An 18,017-nucleotide genomic window follows, 5' to 3' on the forward strand; every position below is an offset into this window, starting at 1 on the left:
ATGTTTTCAACATTCATACAGCTAAATTAATGATATCCTTGCGTAACATCAGTTAATTACAATTTTACTAACTTAGAAACATATACCAAGTTTCCGTTTTTATCTAAGATATTCAGAATTAGCATTCCGGCAGGTAGATTATGAATATCTAATGTACCGCTAAGGGGGCGATTTTCATCCAAAACAGTAGCTCCTTGAATTGTTTTGATAGTAACTTGATAGTTATCAAAGTCATTTTCGATATTAAAGTTTAGAAGATTGGAGCATGGGTTAGGATATACAGAAAGCAGTGAAGCTAATTTTAGTTCTTCAATACCGGTTTGAATAACCGGAGAATCCACTTGGCCTCTTAATTCACCGTTAGGGTTTGCTTGTGTATGAACATCTACGTATAGGTTTCCATTTTTTAGGTTTAATAGCTGAGCTGGTGTAAAAGGAACTGCGTCGGTACTGTTCCATGCCCCTGCTGCTAAATCATAAGTATCTATTTGGCCAAAACTATTGGTGATGTCATAGACAGAGGTGCCGCTTGAACCACGTGCAGCATTGTGAAAATGAGCACTTTGGATGCTTGCTGTTAAGCCTTCTATTGCAATTAGGTATGTTAGATGGTTTTCGTAACGGTTGATAGATGCAATACCTGTTCCTGATCCTGTTGTGGTTGAGCCGGCTTGTTGAGCATCTATGTTAATTAAATATCCATTTCTGGCATTTGGTCTGCATTGGCCTCTAATTTCGCCACTGGCATTTAAGGTGGTATTTACCTGTACATACATTTCGTTTTTCAGGAATTTTTGTAGGTTAGTTAAGTCGAATGGTGCTGCATCAGAGGCTTTCCAGAATCCTGAAACGTCTCCGATTGTGTTTGTGTTCATGCTATGGACGGTTGTGCCATTTGAACCTACAATTCCGTTGCAGATACGTGCGCTGGTTATTTCGCTGGTTAGTTTATCTCCTACTGCCAACATTCTGTAATATAATGTATCTAAATTTGGGCTAGTCCAGAGGGTAGTTAGGCCAACAGCATCAGTAGTAGCAGCGGGCATTACACTTGCTCCGTTCATAAACGTATCAAAATGTAGCCCTTTTATCCAGTTAAAATTACCCCGAATCTCTCCGGAAGAGTTGGCGGCGGTGTGAATATTGAGGTAGATATTACCGGCGATTAAATCTGCTAAGGTGATAGTTGGAACAATAGCTACGTTTCCAAAAATATGACGTTCTGACTTTATGGCTGTTAAGTCTAAAATCACTCCGCCACTTTGGCCATCTGGAGCTTTATGTAGGTGGCAAGAGGTAATTGTGCCAGTTAAGCCAGAAGTGGTCGCCCAAATATAGACTTTGTTTAATGCTCTGGGTATCAATATTATTGCTACTCCTTTTGCGTTTGTTGTTACGGGCGGCATCTGTTTAGCTCCGCTTAGTTCTGCGGTAAAGATATAGTCTTGCTCAACATAAATTTGGCCTCTAATTTCCCCATTGGGGTTATTGGTAGTATGTACATTAAAGTATGCGTTACCGGATAATAGTTTTCCGAGCATCGCTTTGTTCACCACAATAACGGTATCTTGTGTTTTTCGGGAAGATAGTGTTATTAAGACGGCTCCATTAATACCGGCTGCTCCTTCGCGTATATCAATACTGGTAATGTTACTTGATAAGCCACCGGCAGTTAGACGAATCCGAATTGAACTCATATCTTCTGATACCGCAATATAGCCTACTCCCTTTGCTAAGGAAGAATTTGCCGGAACTTGACTTTGGCCGTCTATCTTTGCAGATAACGTAATCTTATCAACAGCATAACTTTGGGTACTCCAACCCAGCCCAAAAATTAACCCTAAAATAACTGCAATAATTCTCATAAAAAATCAATATTACTTTTTAATTTATCAGCGGGAGGCCTAATGTATTACAGATTGCTTCTATTTTACGTTTTTCCAAATCGCTTGTACCATGATGTACATCAGCTGTTTTTTGCATTAGTTCTTGAATTGGTTTTGCAAAAGCTGGAACCGTTTCTATCAATTTCTTAACTCCTTGAAGCATTTGGTCTTCCCAATCATGAATATTTTCTACCAAAAAATCTATTTCCCGTAAGAAGAAAGCTTCTAAATCTTTGGTATTTATATCTGAATTAACATAGTTTTTTACCTGCTGGATAGCGGTATCATTCACCAAAATGTATTCAAGAATACTTACTCGGTTATCCGCAGCAGAAACAAGTATTGCCGGATAAGACATTAAAATCATGGTGAACTCCACATGCGTAAGCATATACTTGCGGGAGGCTTCATACTTTTGCTTCAGTTTATCAATCGAACTAGACATAAAAATAAAGATGAATCTATAATTTACAATATTACGATAAGAAAGTGAAGTGTTTTTTCTTGTTTATTCAGTAATCACAAGTAAAAACACTTCACTTAGGGAACAAAAATAATTAAAAATCGGTATCAAAAAGAGTGCGCAGAAACTTTTTATAGGCTTATATTGAGATTAAATGTAATTTATCTACATTTTACATCAGAATTATTTTCTTCATTGATTGAATATCAATTATTTATCCGAATACTATACAAGTCTAAGCGTAGTTTTATTATTCCCGATGATTGAGAAATAATATTCAGATATTCTTAAAATTTCTATATTGCCCAAAATCTGATTTTAATGACCATACATAGACTTTTTATCTTTATTGGAATTTTAATTATTTGTGCTGCTTGTACCCGCAAGGAAAAGGCCGGAGAGATTGCTTCCACATCCCCTAATGAAAAAAATCAAGTAATAATATCTGGGGAAAAAAACAGCTATTTCAGTCCGCTTTCTGTTTCAATTCGGGTTCAAACACAAACCCGCCAAGATTCTCTGTGGGTTGAGATAGAGCAAACGGAAATCAACAAGAATACTTGCTTAGTGGATTGGTTGAATAACAATGAGTGCATTGTTACGCTGTATCACCGAGATATGGATAGGCACACAATACATCTACAAATTGTTCCTAAGGGGATTATTATCAAGCAGCAACAATCAAGCTAATAGCGTTTTGGAGGCAAGTTCTTGACGATATTCGGTGATTTTAGCAGCTATAATTTGGTTTTCTGGTTGTTTTAAGTTGGGGTCTTGTTTTAATAATTCAAAGGCAGCCCAGCGCGCTTTTGTCAAAATTGGTTGGTCATTAACTAAGTTTCCCATTTTAAATTCAGGGATTCCACTTTGGCGCACCCCGAGAAAATCCCCCGGTCCTCTGAATTTCAAGTCATATTCGGCTATTTCAAAGCCATCTTGGGTTTGAACGACCACCTCTAACCGTTTTTTAGCTTCAGAAGAAATTCTATCCGGGGTCATCAAGATACAATAAGACTGATTAGCACTTCTTCCTACCCGGCCACGTAGCTGGTGCAGTTGAGATAAACCAAACCGTTCAGCATGCTCTATAACGATTGCAGTAGCGTTGGGAACATCTACTCCCACCTCAATAACAGTCGTGGATATTAAAATTTTAGTTTCTTTTTTTAAAAACTGCTTCATTTCTGTTTCTTTTACATCTGCCGGAAGTTTTCCATGCACAAAGCCAATAGGGATTCCGGCAAAAGCACGCTTGATGGCTACTAACCCTTGCTCTGCGGCTAACAAATCCAACTTCTGGTTCTCTTCAATCAGCGGATAAACGATATAAACTTGATGGCCTTTATTAATTTCCTGACGGATTAAGCCAAAGAGTTGTAAGCGTTGTGATTCTGATAATAGTTTGGTAATTATGGGTTTACGCCCTGGTGGAAGTTCATTAATTGCTGAAATATCAATATCTCCATAGAGGGTCATAGCTAAGGTTCTGGGGATTGGGGTAGCTGTCATCGCTAAATGGTGGGGCAGAGTCTGTGCTTTTTGCCAGAATGCACCTCGCTGCAACACCCCAAATTTATGCTGCTCATCAATGATTGTTAGGCCAAGCCGAAAAAACTTTACTGGCGGCTCAATTAGGGCATGGGTTCCTATCAGAATTTGGAGTTCACCTCTTTGTAAAGCATCTAAAATTATCTGGCGTTGCTTTTTGGGTGTAGAACCCGTTAGTAGAGCTATTCTAATCTGCATAGGCTCTAACAGACGGCACCAAGTACGGTAATGCTGCTCAGCCAGAATTTCAGTAGGAGCTATCATCGCACCTTGAAAACCATTGTCTAAGGCCATTAACATGGTAAATAAGGCAACAATTGTTTTTCCGCTTCCGACATCTCCCTGTATTAAACGATTCATTTGCAGTGGTTTGGCAACGTCTTGACGAATTTCCCTGATTACCCGTTTTTGGGCATTCGTTAGTTCAAAAGGTAAATATTGATGGTAAAATGTCAAAAAATAATTTCCTACTACCGGAAAAACTACGGCTGTACGTTTTGCATTTGATTCTGCACGTTGCAATGCCAAATGCAGTTGAAATAGAAAAAATTCATCAAATTTGATTCGGGTGGCTGCTGCTCGTTGCGCTTCCCAAGATACCGGAAAATGAATCTGCGTAATTGCCTCGTTTAATGGAATTAAATCATGCTTTTTTTGCAGATATTCCGGAAGCCATTCCACGATGTAGTTCCCTGCGATAGACAACAATTGTTGAATCCAACTCCGAAAAGTTTTAGAATCAACTCCTGAGCGCTTTAAATATTCCGTTCCGGGATAATATGATAAAATAACCAATTTATCAGCTATGGATTCTACCTTACTTATATCTTCTATTTCGGGATGCGCTATCTGAAATCCATGATTCGTTTGGCTTGCTTTACCAAAAATCAATACCTCCAAGCCGGGTTTAAACTTGGTAGATATGTAGTTAACTCCCTGAAACCAAATTAGTTCAATAGATCCGCTTGCGTCAGATAACCGGCAAAGTAGCCTTGTTCCGGTTTTTGTTTTGGCAATATCAAACCCGGATAAAGTACCTAAGAGAGAAACGGTATCTTGTTCCGGAGAAATATCCGCAATTCGGGTTAGTTTGGTTCTGTCTATGTATTTTCTGGGAAAAAAGTATAGCAAGTCTTCAAAGTTATTCAAAGATAATTGGGCTGCTAAAATTGCTGCCCGCTTAGGACCAATGCCTTTTAAGTATGCTAAAGATTGCTGCCAAAATAATTGCTGATTCACAAGCTTGCTGCCAGAAAGGCCGATAATTTAGAGGATACGTTAATTTAAAGTAAGCAAAGTTACTTTGTTTTGAATGAAAAACACGATTGTGATTTCAACGTATAAAAGCTATAACTTCGTTGGTGAGCGTGATTACAATCAAGGTATCATGGTTTTCTTTAATCGTAAGGTTAGTTCTTTTTTTACTCTACCGCTAAGGGGAAACAACAAAATAAGCCGTTGTAGTTACAAAATTTCTAAAAAAAGGAATTTTAGAAAAAAAAGAAGGGAGTTCTTTGGGGCTTAAATTAAATTTCAAGGCATATATTGGATTAATAAAAAACAGTTTACGGCTCAAGATATGATAGTTTTCCTGATCACAAATTTTTTCAAACCTTTCTATGGATATACCTGTTTCCTGAATTTCTAAAAGTTCTTGGATACCCTCTTGGGATTCTCCGGCGATTTTTAATATTTTTTTGTATAAAAACTGCGGGAATAAGTGAATCCAAGGCATTTTGCTTAATAATTTATGATGACATATTTGCTGATGCCCGCCAAAAGGCATATACCAAGGTGGGAAACCCAAAAAGATACGACCCTTTGGGCGCAAAAATCCTTTAAGAACCTGCATAAATCTCTGCTGGTCAGGGATATGCTCTATAACGTCTTTTAACACAATCAGGTCAAAGCCATCGGGAAAATCTTGTTGCGGGTTTACATCATAGATATTTTGGGTTAAGATATTGAGTTTTCCGGCAGTAATTATTTCTTGGTTAAATTGTTTGGCTCTCTCTGCTCTCTCTGTAACTAACTCTATTCCGGTTCCTGTGCAGCCTAAATCTACAAACGCACGAATAACGCCGCCTTCTGCACAGCCGATTTCTAAAACCCGCATTCCCTGCTTTATCGCCCCCGTTTGTTCAATAAAGGGAATTACATATTGCTGCGTATTAGTCCGTTGATGATTGTAATATAATTCAAAATTCGTATGAAATGTAAAAGACATAAGCAGAAAATAGCTTTTATGTAGATGATTTTAGTGCGGGTCTGAATGTCGGTCAATTTCTCTTTTTTGCTCCCGTTCTTTGATGGTAGAACGTTTATCATAGTCTTTTTTACCTTTGGCTAAGGCTATTTCGATTTTTGCAAAACCTCTATCAGAGAAAAATATTTTGGTGGGGATTATAGTTAAGCCTTTTTCGGCCATTTTAGATAGCAACCGGCTTAATTCTTTTTTACTTAGCAGTAGTTTTCTATCTCTTTTAGCGGGCACATTATTGTAAGTCCCTTGAGTATAGGGTGCGATTTCCATTCCACGCACATAAAGTTCATTTCCAATAAACATACAAAAAGCGTCTATTAGCTGTGCTTTTCCTAACCGTAAAGACTTGATTTCTGTGCCTTTAAGTATCATTCCGGCACTAAATCGCTCTAAAAAATGATAATCGTAGATAGCACGTCTATTGACAATTGTAGGGGTCATTCACCAAAATTTCTGGCAAGCAAAAATACATGAATTTGGCCGATTAAATGTTTAAACATCTGTATATTTGCTGCAATGCAACGCTTTTTTGAACTTCTTGCTATTTGTTTCTTTTTAGGGATAAATAGTTTTGGGCAAAGTCTAAACTTTTCACCTAAAGAAATAACTATTGTTCGGGATTCATTTGGCGTTCCGCATATTTACGGAAAGACGGATGCAAGCGTAGCCTATGGTTTGGCGTGGGTGCAATCCGAAGATGATTTCAAATCAGTTCAGGAAGCCTTAGCGAGCGCAAAAGGACAGTTAGGAAAAATCTTAGGCAAAGAAGGTGCTATCATGGATTTTCTTTTTCATTACACCGGTGTTGAAAAAAACGTTAAAGAAAAATATTCCCAACAGATTTCACCTGATTTTAAACTTGTTTTAGATGCCTACGCAGCCGGAATTAACCGATATGCCAACACACATCCTAAAGAAGTTACCGTAAAAAAATTATTTCCGGTAACGGGTGAAGATATTGTTCGGGGTTATACGTTTACAATAAGCCTCTTTTCACAGCTGCCTTTTGTAGTTCAAGCGATTATGGAAGGACGTATTGATACTTTTCGGCATGGTTTTTTTATCGGAGGCGGCTCAAATGCTTTTGCAGCAAACTCCCATAAAACCACAGACGGCAGCGTATTTATGAACGTAAACTCTCACCAGCCGTTAGAAGGACGTTTTGCTTGGTATGAAGCTCACCTGCACAGCGAAGAAGGTTGGAATATTATCGGCGGAGTTTTCCCCGGCGGGGTTACCATCTTTCATGGCACAACCCCAAATCTATCTTGGGCACACACCTTTAACTGGCCAGATCTTGTTGATTACTACAAACTTGACATTAACCCCAACAATAAATGGCAATATAAGTACGATGGCAATTGGCAAAATTTTGAGGTCATTAAAAAAAAATTGAAGGTAAAAATCGGCCCCTTTGTGTTAAGTATTCCTAAGAATTTTTTATTTACGGAATATGGCCCTGCTCTCCAAACCAAACAGGGAGCTTACGCTACTCGGATTTGCGCCAGTGAAGAGGTTAGAACCGCCGAACAGTGGTATCGTATGAATAAATCTCAAAACTTAGCCGATTTTTTGCAAGCCTTAAACTATCACGCTGCGCCACTCTTTAACTTGGTTTATGCTGATAAAGCCGATAATATCATGTACTTACACATGGCTCAGCTACCCAAAAGGAAGCCGGGCTATCATTGGGCGGGTGTGCTACCCGGTAACACCTCCGAAACACGATGGACTGATATTCAACCACTTGAAAAAATGCCCCGAATCATCAACCCATCTTGCGGCTTCCTCTTTAACACCAACAACACTCCATTTAACGCAACTTGCCCCGAAGAAAACCTAAAACCTGCTGACTTTGACTCCACCTTCAGCCTGCAAGTTGATGACAACAACCGTTCCCGAAGACTGTCCCAGCTCTTTGGGGAGAAACCGAACATCTCTTGGGAAGATTTTAAAAAAATCAAATATGACAGAACCTTCCCTAAGTTTGGCCCATTTTATGAGTCTATTCAAAAGTTATTTTCTGCTTCACCCCAAAAATATCCTGATGTATCGGAAGCACTGCAAAAGTTGCGTAATTGGGATTTAAACTGCTCTGCCGAAAACAAAACAGCCGCCTTAGCCATGATTGCTATCAACCGTTTTTTTCAGGCTATTCGAGGCGGGTCATACCAGTTAGAAGTTGGCTTGCCGATAAATGAAGAGCTGTTTATCAAATGTTTACGGGAAGCACAGGCCCTTCTGATGAAATATTACGGGACCTTAGATGTAACCCTTGGGCAAGTACAGCGTCATATTCGAGGAAAACGAAGCCTTCCATTAGGCGGGCTGCCGGATGTTGTCGCCGCAATCATGTCCCAAGATTTGAAAAACGGACACTTTAAGGCTATTGCAGGGGACTCTTACATACAATTAGTACGATTCCAAAATGGGCAAGTTTACCTCGAAACTGTAAATGCCTACGGAGCATCTGCCAGACCCGAAAGCCCACATTATACAGACCAAATGGAACTCTTTATTTCCCAACAAACCAAAAAAATGACCTTTGATAAAGACGAAATCTTTCAAAAGGCTACTAAAATATACCAACCTAAATAACTTATTATGAATATTTTGCCATTATGGTTTGATAAAGCCATAGAAGCCGGAATAAAAGCCGGAAATGCTATCATGGAGGTTTATCAATCTGACTTCGCCGTTGAAAGCAAAGAAGACAAAACACCGTTAACTATTGCTGACAAGAAAGCACACACAATTATAGAAAACATCTTACCACAAGATGGTATCAAGTTTTTAAGCGAAGAAGGTAAATCTATTCCGTATGCTGAGCGTGCTTCGTGGGATCTTTTCTGGCTTATTGACCCCTTAGATGGAACTAAGGAGTTTATCAAACGGAATGGAGAATTTACCGTAAATATAGCTTTGATTCGCCAAGGTGAGCCCATTTTCGGAGTTATTTATGCTCCAGCACTACAAAATCTATACGTTGGTTATGTGGGAGTTGGCTCATTTAAGCAAAAAATAACAGATACTACTTTCTTTCCAACTTGGGCTTCTATTCAGCAAGAAGGGATAAAATTACCTCAGTTAAATTCAGAGCGACCATTTACAGTTGTTGCCAGCCGTTCTCATAACACTCCCGAAACCGAAGACTATATCAGTGTTCAGCGGAAAATACATCCCAATCTAAATTGTGTTTCTTCCGGGAGTTCTCTAAAAATCTGCTTAGTTGCAGAGGGAAGTGCAGATACATATCCGCGTTTTGCCCCCACTATGGAATGGGATACTGCTGCCGGTGATGCTATCGCCAGAGCAGCCGGAAAGCCTGTAACGCAATATCCTGAGTTCCAAAAACCACTAAACTATAACAAGGAAAACCTACTGAATCCTTGGTTTTTAGTTAGTTAAATCTTAGAGAGTATTATTTGATTGGCAGTTTTCCCAAAAGTAAGAGCCCTTAGAGGTCAAACTTTTGGGCTGCTAATTGTTGGATATATCCGCCGATAGCGAGGCAGGCTGTAGCTGCCGGCGAAGGCGCGTTCAACACGTGGATAGTGCGCTGCGTAGTCTCAAAAAGAAAGTCATCAACCATAGTTCCATCCGGGTTTAGTGCCATTGCGCGCACCCCTGCGCGCCCGGGCGTGATGTCCCCCGCATTAAGTGCCGGAATCAGCCGTTGTAATTGACTTAAAAACAACTGCTTAGAAAATGACCTGTGATATTCATCTATACCAAAACGCCAGTGTTTTCTAAATAATTGCCATGTTCCGGCAAAAGATAAAGCCTCCCAAGTGTCTTTTAGGGAGAAATCGGTTTTTTGGTATCCCTCTCGCTTAAACGTAAATACCGCATTGGGGCCGCATTCTATTTCTCCGGATACCATTCGGGTAAAATGAACCCCCAAAAACGGAAAAGCTGGATTGGGAACAGGATAAATTAAGTTTTTGACTTTATGGGTTCCTTGTTTCGTAAGTTCATAATAATCACCGCGGAAGCCAACTATCTGGGCTTTCGGCTTTAAGCCTTGTAAACGAGCTAATCGGTCGCTATGCAGCCCACCACAAACAATAACGTGTGCCGCTGAATATTCATCAGTAGTTGTTTTTACAATTACTTCTGTATTTTTTTCGGTAATATTTACAACATATTGCTGAAAAAGAACGGCATTTTGTGGGTTAATTTCCACCAGTAAGTTGCTTAATGTGTTGCAAACTCCCGGAAAATCAATAATTCCGGTATAAGGCACCCAGATACCTTGAAGACCGGTACAAAATGGCTCTATTTTCTGAATTTGCTTAGCGTCAATGATTTCTATGGATTTAAGGCCGTTTTCGTGGCCGGTTTGAGTGATTTTGCGAAGCCTATCAAGTTCAGATTCTTCGGTTGCAACAACAATTTTTCCACAAATATCATGCTTAACATTATGCTGGCGGGCAAATTCGGTTATTTCTTCTCTCCCTTGAAAACATAATGTAGCTTTCAGTGATTTGGGTTTGTAATATAACCCGGAATGAATCACTCCAGAATTATGCCCTGTTTGGTGAAATGCAGGATATTTTTCTTTTTCAAGTAGGATTATTTTTAAATTTTGGTTTGCTGAAGCAAGTTTCCACGCTGTTGAAAGGCCAACAGCTCCGCCGCCAACTACCACAATATCAGCCTTCTTTGCCATAAATTTACACTGTATTTAGTTTTTGGGTAAGGCGAATCTTCCCGTTTGCTCCTAAGTAGGGAATTAGCCTATCATCTGTTTTGCTCTCAAAATCTTGCGTAAAGCCGCACTTTTGATAGGCTTTTAAAGCCCGAATATTATTATTCGTAAGTTGAATTTCTGCTGTATTACAAGATTGATTAGTAAAAATGGCTATTTGATTTTCAATAAGTTTCTGAATTATATTTTGCCCACGGAAATTTGGATCAATATAAAATGACTCTAATTGCAGGCTTCCGGGGGTTCTGGGTATTTGGCAATATGTAAATAATTTTAGTACCGGAATAGCCTCTTGGAACTTTTCGTTACCTATAGAAAAAGCGAGTAGTTGGGCTTTTAAGTGGGCTGATGATAAATCCGTAGGCTCTATCCAAGCGGAACATCCGCCGATCAACTTTCCGGCATATTCTATAACCAAAAACTGACTTGCGCAAATTTCTTGTTCACTACAATCCTCTTCAAAAATAGTTTGAATGAGTTTTTGGGTTTCCGATAATGATAGTGAAAATATTTGCTGATAGGTAGAAGCAGTATTAACTCTTTCGGCCTGCAAAACACAAATAACCAAAAAAGGTATATCTGCCGGAGTAGCCTGTCTAAAGGTATAATCTGAACTCATTCACGATTGCGAACACAACTTTCCCAAAGTTTAAATTCTTTGATGTAGTTTTTATAGTTTTCGTCAAACCATTGGTATAGGTTTACGCCGTGAAACCCTTGTTTGTTAAATTGTTCTTCAAAGTTTGGGTAGTTTATTTTCATCAGTAGTGCTAACATATAGAAGCGGGTAGAGGCACCGTCTTCGGGGTCGCAGCGTAAAAGGTGTCTTAGCAAATCTAAGGCACTGTAATATTCATTTTTTTGCCAGAGAGATATTGCTTTCTTTTGTATTGTATGAATGATATGCCGGTTTTTTTCAATGTTGTATTTTAGGGAAGCCGGCCAAGTGCCTTCGTCGTCGCAAATAAGGTTAATAGCAATATCAAAGGCATAATTAATCATCATTTCTGCTTCATAAGAATCCCCTTCGTCAGAAGCTATTTTGGATAAAAACAAGTAGCATTCCAGAAAGTTAGGGTCTCTTGCGATAAGTTGATTAAGTTGTTTTTTTACCGCTTTTCCATTGCGTCCGTCATACGATCTTACAATTTCATTAAATTTTGAAATAATAGCACGGTCAGTATCTACAAAATCCTTTTCCATCTGTATTTCTCTGCTTTTGGTTGCGAATTTAGTGTTTTTTAGGTTAAGTTTTTTAATTCTTTCTATAAACATCAAAACATAAATGGATGCAAAAGTTTTGCATCCATTTATGTAAAAAGATAAAAAACATTGATAATAATTTTATATTATCAATGTGATACAATAATATTGGTAGCGATTCTGCCTTCGGGGGTAAAAAATGCGGCAAAATAAGTTCCGTTAGCCCAGTCAGATACCGGCAGCCTTAGTTCTTGCATTCCGGCAACGGAATCCTGATGAACTTGATATACAACTTGTCCTGTTGCATTCATAATGCTGACAGTAACGGGCATTGCTTTTGCCATTTCATAGCGTAATACGGCTTGTTCACAAGCAGGGTTAGGAAAAGTACCTAATATCTTTAGGTTTGCCATAGAAATAGGGTTATTTATACCCACAGTGCTGCCTGTGTCAGCTACAACCGGTAAAATGTATAAATCTGCAAGTAACCCTCCCTGAAATATATTATCTACATTATTCCAACGCATAGAAGGAGAAGCCGGAGGTAGGTTTGTGGCAGAATCTATAACGCCCCAGTAAAAATATTTTGACATTGTGCCGCAACTTGAATCTGTATGATACAAGGCAACAATATCGTCAGAAGTTGGGGTTTGTACTTCAAATGACATGAAGAAACGTGTGCCTACTGTAACTGCGCTATCAAACGCCAAGTAAGTATTAAATGGACTTGGGTCTTGAGCTGCAAAGTCGCCTAAGTCGTCAATAGTATAGTATTTGGTAGCGATGAGATTGCCGGGGCGGTTGGTAAAAGTATAGAGCCGTAGGCGGAAAGAATCTGCATCTGAACCGTTAATTTTGGTTCCTACCTGAAAGCCCGGCCCAAGAATAGCGGCAAAAGTGCCTAATACCTTTGCATTTGCAGAAATATCAAATCGCTGGCCTACTTCGCCAACATAATAGCTGTTTGTTGAAGTACGTAATCTCCCGGGGCTTGTACCGGCTATACAACCAGCAGTGCCTGTACCAGCTCCCCAAGTTAAAACACTTGTAGGTAAGGTTTCCCCACAAAGTTTGTAAATAGTGTCTATCACAGTAGAATCTCCCCAAGGAATCTGAGTCTTTGCCGGCTTTAATGACCGAACAGCACCATACTCTACAGACTTCTGCTGTAACTCAAATTGAGCTATCGAAAAACTGGGTAGTATCAAGAAGCCAATGGCTAAACTAAAAATAAATGAACGCATATTTTATTTGAAAAAAATGTTTTATCTAAAGATTTCAATGTTTTACGACCCAGCGAATTGACTTAGCACAATTTAAGCCGCCGGTGAATTTTAAGTCTAATAAATATATCCCTGCTTGAATACCTTGGGTATTTAGTTCAAGGGTATTTTCACCTGTTTGCAATACAAAGTTTTGGGTAGGTTTAATAGTTCGTCCGTCTATTGAATAAACAGTTAAGTCAAGATGGGTATTTGCCGGAACATTAAAATCTATATGAGAAATAGTTTGCGCCGGATTAGGATACAGGTTCAAATTCAGGTTGTTTTTGGGGTCATTTAGGGCAAGTTCCTCCAGCCTAGCTACCGTAATATCAGAATACATCATACCTCTACCATGCGTAGCTACTACTAATTTACGTAGTTCTTGTTCGGGATAAATATCAATGATAGATTTTCCGGATGGCAAGATGGAGGTCTTGGTAATATGTGATTTATAGGTAAATCCATAAACGGGTACTCTACCCATAGCTCCGTCATTAGCTTCGTCCCAGAAAGTATTGGCTACATCTGAATAAGTTGAATCATAAGGAGCAGCAAAAACACCCCATTCTGTTCCAACGGCGATAAAGGCTTTGGCTGGGCTTGGATCCACCTGAACGCTATAAATTGGTATATTAGAAAGTGTCCCTTGCATGGATTCAAAAGTTGGCGTATCATCTTGGGCATTCAGAGAAACCCATAAGTTATCTAAGGAAAGTGGGTCAGTCGTTGAATAGCCTGCAAAGGTTACAAAGAGAACATTGGGATTATGTGGATCTACGTGCATACTTGAAATCCATCTATCCGGTAACTGGCCGCCATTGGCAGATTCTATTTCTTTACAATAGGAGGCTTGCATATTTACGGGGTCATGCGCACGTTTCACCCGAATAATTCGTCCAGAGCGCATTCCCACATACACAACGTGGTTTGTATCTCCACTAACAGCTAAAGCCGAAGGCTCGTCATTGTTACTCGCATTTAACGGAATAGAAGTATTGGTAAAGTATGGAACCGGCGGCTCATTGGTGCTCCCAAAGGGATTGGTGATTGTCCAAAGCTTCCGATTCGTAGTAAAATAAACGTAAGACGGATTATTGTATTTATTATTGCTGTCTTTTACTACTGAATTTACCACAACCTCATCTAAGATTAGTGGCCCAATCCAAGGCCCCTTATCTCCCGGTTCTGTTACTGTTCCGCTTACAATATTTACGGTATCAAAAGGAGTAGCCTCCTGTACGTTCCAAAACCGCTCAAAACTTTGGCCTTTGTTAAATGAACGCTCAATGATTCCATAAGGTAAGGTGCGTAGCATTTTTGAATGGTCAAATTTTGATACAGCAACGTACCCGCCTACTGACGGATATACCACATTGAAATCTTGTGTAGCTCCACTGGAAGCTAATTTACTGATAATCCCAAATCCATTTGATGAAGCATAAACATCCCCATTAGAGGCTATGGAAACGTTGTATAGTAAGGAGGCATTCAAGCCACGGCTTGCTAATACTAAGCTAGGTGAACCTGAGTTAGGGTTCTTCAAATATTTGAATAAGCCATTTTCGGTAGCTATATACATTTGGTTATCATAAGGAGAAACCGCAGCCGTAAAAATATTGTGTGGCATATAGTATCCGTATTGATATGCGCCTGGCTGGTCATAAGCAGCTTGTACCCAACCGTCTTGGGGAGCGTATAAATACCACTTTTGTCCGCCTAAAAACACCGCATCATTATATTCAGGATGAACTACTAATGTAAATGCATAGCGTCCGGCTTCACTTCTGATACCGCTCACGGTGGAGTTAAGCGGGTCAAATACCCCTCCTGAACTTGGACCTACTTTTGCCCAAGTGTCTCCCCCGTCATAAGAATACCAAACACCACGTAGTTTACCATTTCCATAGCCGGCAGCAAACACCGCGTTTTGATTTAAGTTACCAACTGCTAATGCAATCCGGGTGCCTCCCACTATCGTATCCGGGTCAAAACTATTAAACTTTAATTCTTTGGTAATATTTACAAATGTAACGCCATTATCTGTGGAGCTATAAATACTGGAATCAGTAGCTGCCAATATTTTCCCATTTCCTAAACGCTGAACATCCATAAACTTACGCTCTTGGAAAATCGGGTCTGCTTCGCAAGAGGCTAATGTTACAGTTTGAAAGTCATCATCAGTATAAAATAACCCGCGAATAGTAGCAGCCCACACACGACCGTTGTATGCTAATAGTTTTTGAGTGGATACCCAAGGTGTATCAACTTCAAAATTGGTAAGCGGAAAAGGGAAGTTTGCATTATCCCATGTTGCATTTTGGTTGCTGAAATTATTTCCTCCGTCGGTAGAAACATATACTCCGCGTCCAGGTTGGCCTGCATACGACAAATAGCCATTACGAACTGTGTTGATATTTGCAGTAGGCCCTAAAAGATAGAGTTTATCTGTAAATACTATATCACCAGTTCCTACATATATTTTGCTTGTAGTTGGATCTATGGCTATTGATGTAGCCGTCATATTTTCATTAAAGCCATAAACTCTTTCCCATGTTAAGCCGGTATTAAAAGATTTCCATACCCCGCCGGATGCTGCGGCAAAAAGAGTGTTGTTTTTGTCAAATGCTAATGCACGGATGCGCCCTCCCATATTGTTGGGGCCCATATCGTACCAATGAAATGAAATAGACTGCGTTTTGTGTGGACGCTCTTTTTTACCCGGAAGCAAGCGTGCAAACTTTGGTCCCGGAACAAATCCTATGCTGATGAGCGCAGCTACTACTATACAGCCAACCAATCCAATAGTTAATCTTCGTGGCATCATGAATATATTTCTTAGCATAAAGCGCAAAAATAGTTATTGAATGCAAAACTCGCTACATTTTAGGAAAATATTACAGAAAAAATTTAAAACTTTTATAATAGCTTAAAGCATACTGTATTATTATCAGATAGGTTGCCCAAAAACTATAAACGCTTTTGTGCATCATTTCTTATTTTAATTTATCAAATCAGAAGCACTACATAGCTAATTTAGGACTTTTAAGCGGATAGTTATTTTTTCATAGAGCTAACTTAATGCTGATTTAGTTAGTAAAAAAACGATATTTGTAAGGTTTTTGGGTATAGCAGTATGGATACATTATTGGTAAAAGATTCTGTGTTGGTGCAGGAAAAAGTTCGCGCTGTATTAGCATCTCAGCGTATTTTTTTTCAAACAGGAAAATCAAAATCTATTGATTTCCGGTTAGAGCAGCTTCAATGTTTGAAAAAAATGGTAAAAGAAAATGAACAAGCCATTTTTGATGCTTTATATTCAGATCTACATAAGCCGCCTATGGAGGCTTATGTTACCGAAGTGGGATACATACTTGAGGAGATCAAGCACACTATTCAGCATTTGCGAGATTGGGTGCGGCCGGAATCGGTGCCTATTCCGCTAACGTTAGTTATTTCATCCGGATATGTTTCTCGAGAGCCTTACGGCAACACGCTTATCATAAGCCCGTGGAACTATCCGTTCCAGTTGTTAATTGCTCCACTTATTGGAGCTATCGCCGGTGGAAATACGGCAGTCCTAAAACCTTCCGAGCACGCGCCGGCTACTGCTGCCCTCATAACCAAACTAATAATACAGTATTTTAACCCAGAATATATCGCTGTCTTTGAAGGAGATGTGCAAACGAACGTCATATTACTGGAAGAAAAATGGGACTACATATTTTTTACCGGCAGCACAGAGGTCGGGCGGTCAGTAATGCTGGCAGCCGCAAAGCACCTTACTCCCATAACCTTAGAATTAGGCGGGAAAAGCCCCTGCATAATAGATAAAGAAGTGCATCTGAAATATGCAGCCCAAAGAATTGTTTGGGGAAAATATGTAAATGCCGGACAAACCTGTGTAGCTCCAGATTATCTATTAGTGCATGAAAGTATTAAAACTGAATTAGTTAATTTGTTGAAATCCTCCATTCGGGAGTTTTTTGGAGATGACCCCGAAAAAAGCCCCGATTATGGCAGAATCATCAATGAAAGGCACTTTAACCGTCTTACTGCATTCTTGAATGATGGTATAATAGCTGCCGGCGGAAAGACAAATCCAGAAAGCAAATTTATTGCGCCCACATTACTCACCGATGTAGATACCCAAAAACCGGTAATGCAAGAAGAAATATTTGGCCCGATACTCCCTATCTTAACATACAAAAACTTATCGGAAGCCGTTGCTTTTGTAAACAGCCGTCCGCGCCCACTTGCTTTGTATGTGTTTACAACCAACAGACAAACAGAAAAATATATCTTAGCAAATACTTCTTTTGGGGGTGGATGTGTCAATGATACATTGGTTCATTTGGGAGTGCCGGATCTTCCTTTTGGAGGCGTTGGCAATAGCGGTATGGGGGCTTATCACGGAAAAGCAAGCTTTGACTCTTTTACATATCCCAGAAGTATCTTACGTAAGTCCAATTTAATAGACATTAAAACCAGATACGCTCCCTACCTAAACAAACTAAAAATCCTACGCTGGTTAATGGGTTAGTACATTAACTACCTGTTAATCAGCGTAACAAATTGTATAAGTACTTACTTGTAACGGCTTCCTCTGGCTACGATCGAGACAAGTTATACGATAATGATATTTTAATTAGACCAAAATGTATCTATATTCATATATTTG

Annotated in this window: 14 protein-coding genes; 4 read left to right on the forward strand and 10 right to left on the reverse strand. The window is 39.4% G+C overall.

Features of this window, described 5'->3' with window-relative positions:
• Positions 1–56: 56 nt before the first annotated feature.
• Both LC115_10980 and LC115_10985 read right to left on the reverse strand, forming a co-directional pair.
• Positions 57–1,865, reverse strand: a complete 1,809-nt coding sequence (locus tag LC115_10980; protein ID MCZ2357187.1) for a CHRD domain-containing protein — start codon at positions 1,863–1,865, stop codon at positions 57–59.
• A 19-nt stretch (positions 1,866–1,884) separates the two neighbouring features.
• Complete coding sequence (locus tag LC115_10985) at positions 1,885–2,331, reverse strand: hypothetical protein (protein MCZ2357188.1); 447 nt, start codon at positions 2,329–2,331, stop codon at positions 1,885–1,887.
• 339 nt (positions 2,332–2,670) lie between these two features.
• Between LC115_10985 and LC115_10990 the strand changes: the two genes are divergently transcribed.
• On the forward strand, positions 2,671–3,039 hold the full coding sequence (locus tag LC115_10990) for a hypothetical protein (protein MCZ2357189.1): 369 nt from the start codon (positions 2,671–2,673) through the stop codon (positions 3,037–3,039).
• Here the strand turns inward: LC115_10990 and recG are convergent.
• The 3 genes from recG to smpB all read right to left on the reverse strand — a co-directional run bounded on the left by recG (position 3,031) and on the right by smpB (position 6,601).
• The gene (recG, locus tag LC115_10995; protein ID MCZ2357190.1) at positions 3,031–5,136 is read right to left on the reverse strand and encodes an ATP-dependent DNA helicase RecG; all 2,106 of its coding nucleotides are present in this window, start codon (positions 5,134–5,136) and stop codon (positions 3,031–3,033) included. The two genes, LC115_10990 and recG, sit on opposite strands and share 9 nt — an antisense overlap.
• A gap of 193 nt (positions 5,137–5,329) precedes the next feature.
• Positions 5,330–6,124, reverse strand: coding sequence for a class I SAM-dependent methyltransferase (locus LC115_11000; protein MCZ2357191.1), 795 nt, complete (start codon positions 6,122–6,124; stop codon positions 5,330–5,332).
• Positions 6,125–6,154: 30 nt separating this feature from the next.
• Positions 6,155–6,601: an SsrA-binding protein SmpB gene (smpB, locus tag LC115_11005; protein MCZ2357192.1), complete on the reverse strand. Its 447-nt coding sequence runs from the start codon at positions 6,599–6,601 to the stop codon at positions 6,155–6,157.
• Between the two features lie 75 nt (positions 6,602–6,676).
• On the opposite strand from smpB, the gene LC115_11010 reads away from it, so the two are divergent.
• Positions 6,677–8,758 (forward strand): penicillin acylase family protein, encoded by a 2,082-nt coding sequence (locus LC115_11010; protein ID MCZ2357193.1) that lies wholly within the window; start codon positions 6,677–6,679, stop codon positions 8,756–8,758.
• A gap of 6 nt (positions 8,759–8,764) precedes the next feature.
• Positions 8,765–9,568, forward strand: a complete 804-nt coding sequence (gene cysQ / locus LC115_11015; protein MCZ2357194.1) for a 3'(2'),5'-bisphosphate nucleotidase CysQ — start codon at positions 8,765–8,767, stop codon at positions 9,566–9,568.
• A gap of 49 nt (positions 9,569–9,617) precedes the next feature.
• On the opposite strand, the gene lhgO is transcribed toward cysQ, so the two are convergent.
• The 5 genes from lhgO to LC115_11040 form a co-directional block, all read right to left on the reverse strand.
• Positions 9,618–10,832 carry an L-2-hydroxyglutarate oxidase gene (lhgO, locus tag LC115_11020; protein MCZ2357195.1) on the reverse strand — a complete coding sequence of 405 codons (1,215 nt, stop codon included), beginning with the start codon at positions 10,830–10,832 and terminating at the stop codon, positions 9,618–9,620.
• Between the two features lie 4 nt (positions 10,833–10,836).
• Positions 10,837–11,490, reverse strand: coding sequence for a GNAT family N-acetyltransferase (locus tag LC115_11025; protein ID MCZ2357196.1), 654 nt, complete (start codon positions 11,488–11,490; stop codon positions 10,837–10,839).
• A complete protein-coding gene (locus tag LC115_11030) occupies positions 11,487–12,074 on the reverse strand; it encodes a hypothetical protein (GenBank protein ID MCZ2357197.1) in 588 nt (195 codons plus the stop codon). Before LC115_11030 ends, LC115_11025 begins: the two co-directional genes overlap by 4 nt.
• A 149-nt stretch (positions 12,075–12,223) precedes the next feature.
• On the reverse strand, positions 12,224–13,318 hold the full coding sequence (locus LC115_11035; GenBank protein ID MCZ2357198.1) for a T9SS type A sorting domain-containing protein: 1,095 nt from the start codon (positions 13,316–13,318) through the stop codon (positions 12,224–12,226).
• Between the two features lie 34 nt (positions 13,319–13,352).
• Positions 13,353–16,163, reverse strand: a complete 2,811-nt coding sequence (locus LC115_11040) for a T9SS type A sorting domain-containing protein (protein ID MCZ2357199.1) — start codon at positions 16,161–16,163, stop codon at positions 13,353–13,355.
• A gap of 309 nt (positions 16,164–16,472) precedes the next feature.
• On the opposite strand from LC115_11040, the gene LC115_11045 reads away from it, so the two are divergent.
• Positions 16,473–17,879 carry an aldehyde dehydrogenase gene (locus LC115_11045; protein ID MCZ2357200.1) on the forward strand — a complete coding sequence of 469 codons (1,407 nt, stop codon included), beginning with the start codon at positions 16,473–16,475 and terminating at the stop codon, positions 17,877–17,879.
• Positions 17,880–18,017 lie beyond the last annotated feature (138 nt).

This window comes from Bacteroidia bacterium (genome assembly GCA_026932145.1).
GTDB lineage: Bacteria > Bacteroidota > Bacteroidia > J057 > JAIXKT01 > JAIXKT01.

Excerpts from the sequence above, each read along its gene's own strand:
- LC115_10980 (MCZ2357187.1), bottom strand. The coding sequence starts at position 1,865 with ATGAGAATTATTGCAGTTATTTTAGGGTTAATTTTTGGGCTGGGTTGG.
- LC115_10985 (MCZ2357188.1), bottom strand. The coding sequence starts at position 2,331 with ATGTCTAGTTCGATTGATAAACTGAAGCAAAAGTATGAAGCCTCCCGC.
- LC115_10990 (MCZ2357189.1), top strand. The coding sequence starts at position 2,671 with ATGACCATACATAGACTTTTTATCTTTATTGGAATTTTAATTATTTGT.
- LC115_11000 (MCZ2357191.1), bottom strand. The coding sequence starts at position 6,124 with ATGTCTTTTACATTTCATACGAATTTTGAATTATATTACAATCATCAA.
- smpB (MCZ2357192.1), bottom strand. The coding sequence starts at position 6,601 with ATGACCCCTACAATTGTCAATAGACGTGCTATCTACGATTATCATTTT.
- LC115_11010 (MCZ2357193.1), top strand. The coding sequence starts at position 6,677 with ATGCAACGCTTTTTTGAACTTCTTGCTATTTGTTTCTTTTTAGGGATA.
- cysQ (MCZ2357194.1), top strand. The coding sequence starts at position 8,765 with ATGAATATTTTGCCATTATGGTTTGATAAAGCCATAGAAGCCGGAATA.
- lhgO (MCZ2357195.1), bottom strand. The coding sequence starts at position 10,832 with ATGGCAAAGAAGGCTGATATTGTGGTAGTTGGCGGCGGAGCTGTTGGC.
- LC115_11025 (MCZ2357196.1), bottom strand. The coding sequence starts at position 11,490 with ATGAGTTCAGATTATACCTTTAGACAGGCTACTCCGGCAGATATACCT.
- LC115_11030 (MCZ2357197.1), bottom strand. The coding sequence starts at position 12,074 with ATGGAAAAGGATTTTGTAGATACTGACCGTGCTATTATTTCAAAATTT.
- LC115_11035 (MCZ2357198.1), bottom strand. The coding sequence starts at position 13,318 with ATGCGTTCATTTATTTTTAGTTTAGCCATTGGCTTCTTGATACTACCC.
- LC115_11040 (MCZ2357199.1), bottom strand. The coding sequence starts at position 16,163 with ATGATGCCACGAAGATTAACTATTGGATTGGTTGGCTGTATAGTAGTA.
- LC115_11045 (MCZ2357200.1), top strand. The coding sequence starts at position 16,473 with ATGGATACATTATTGGTAAAAGATTCTGTGTTGGTGCAGGAAAAAGTT.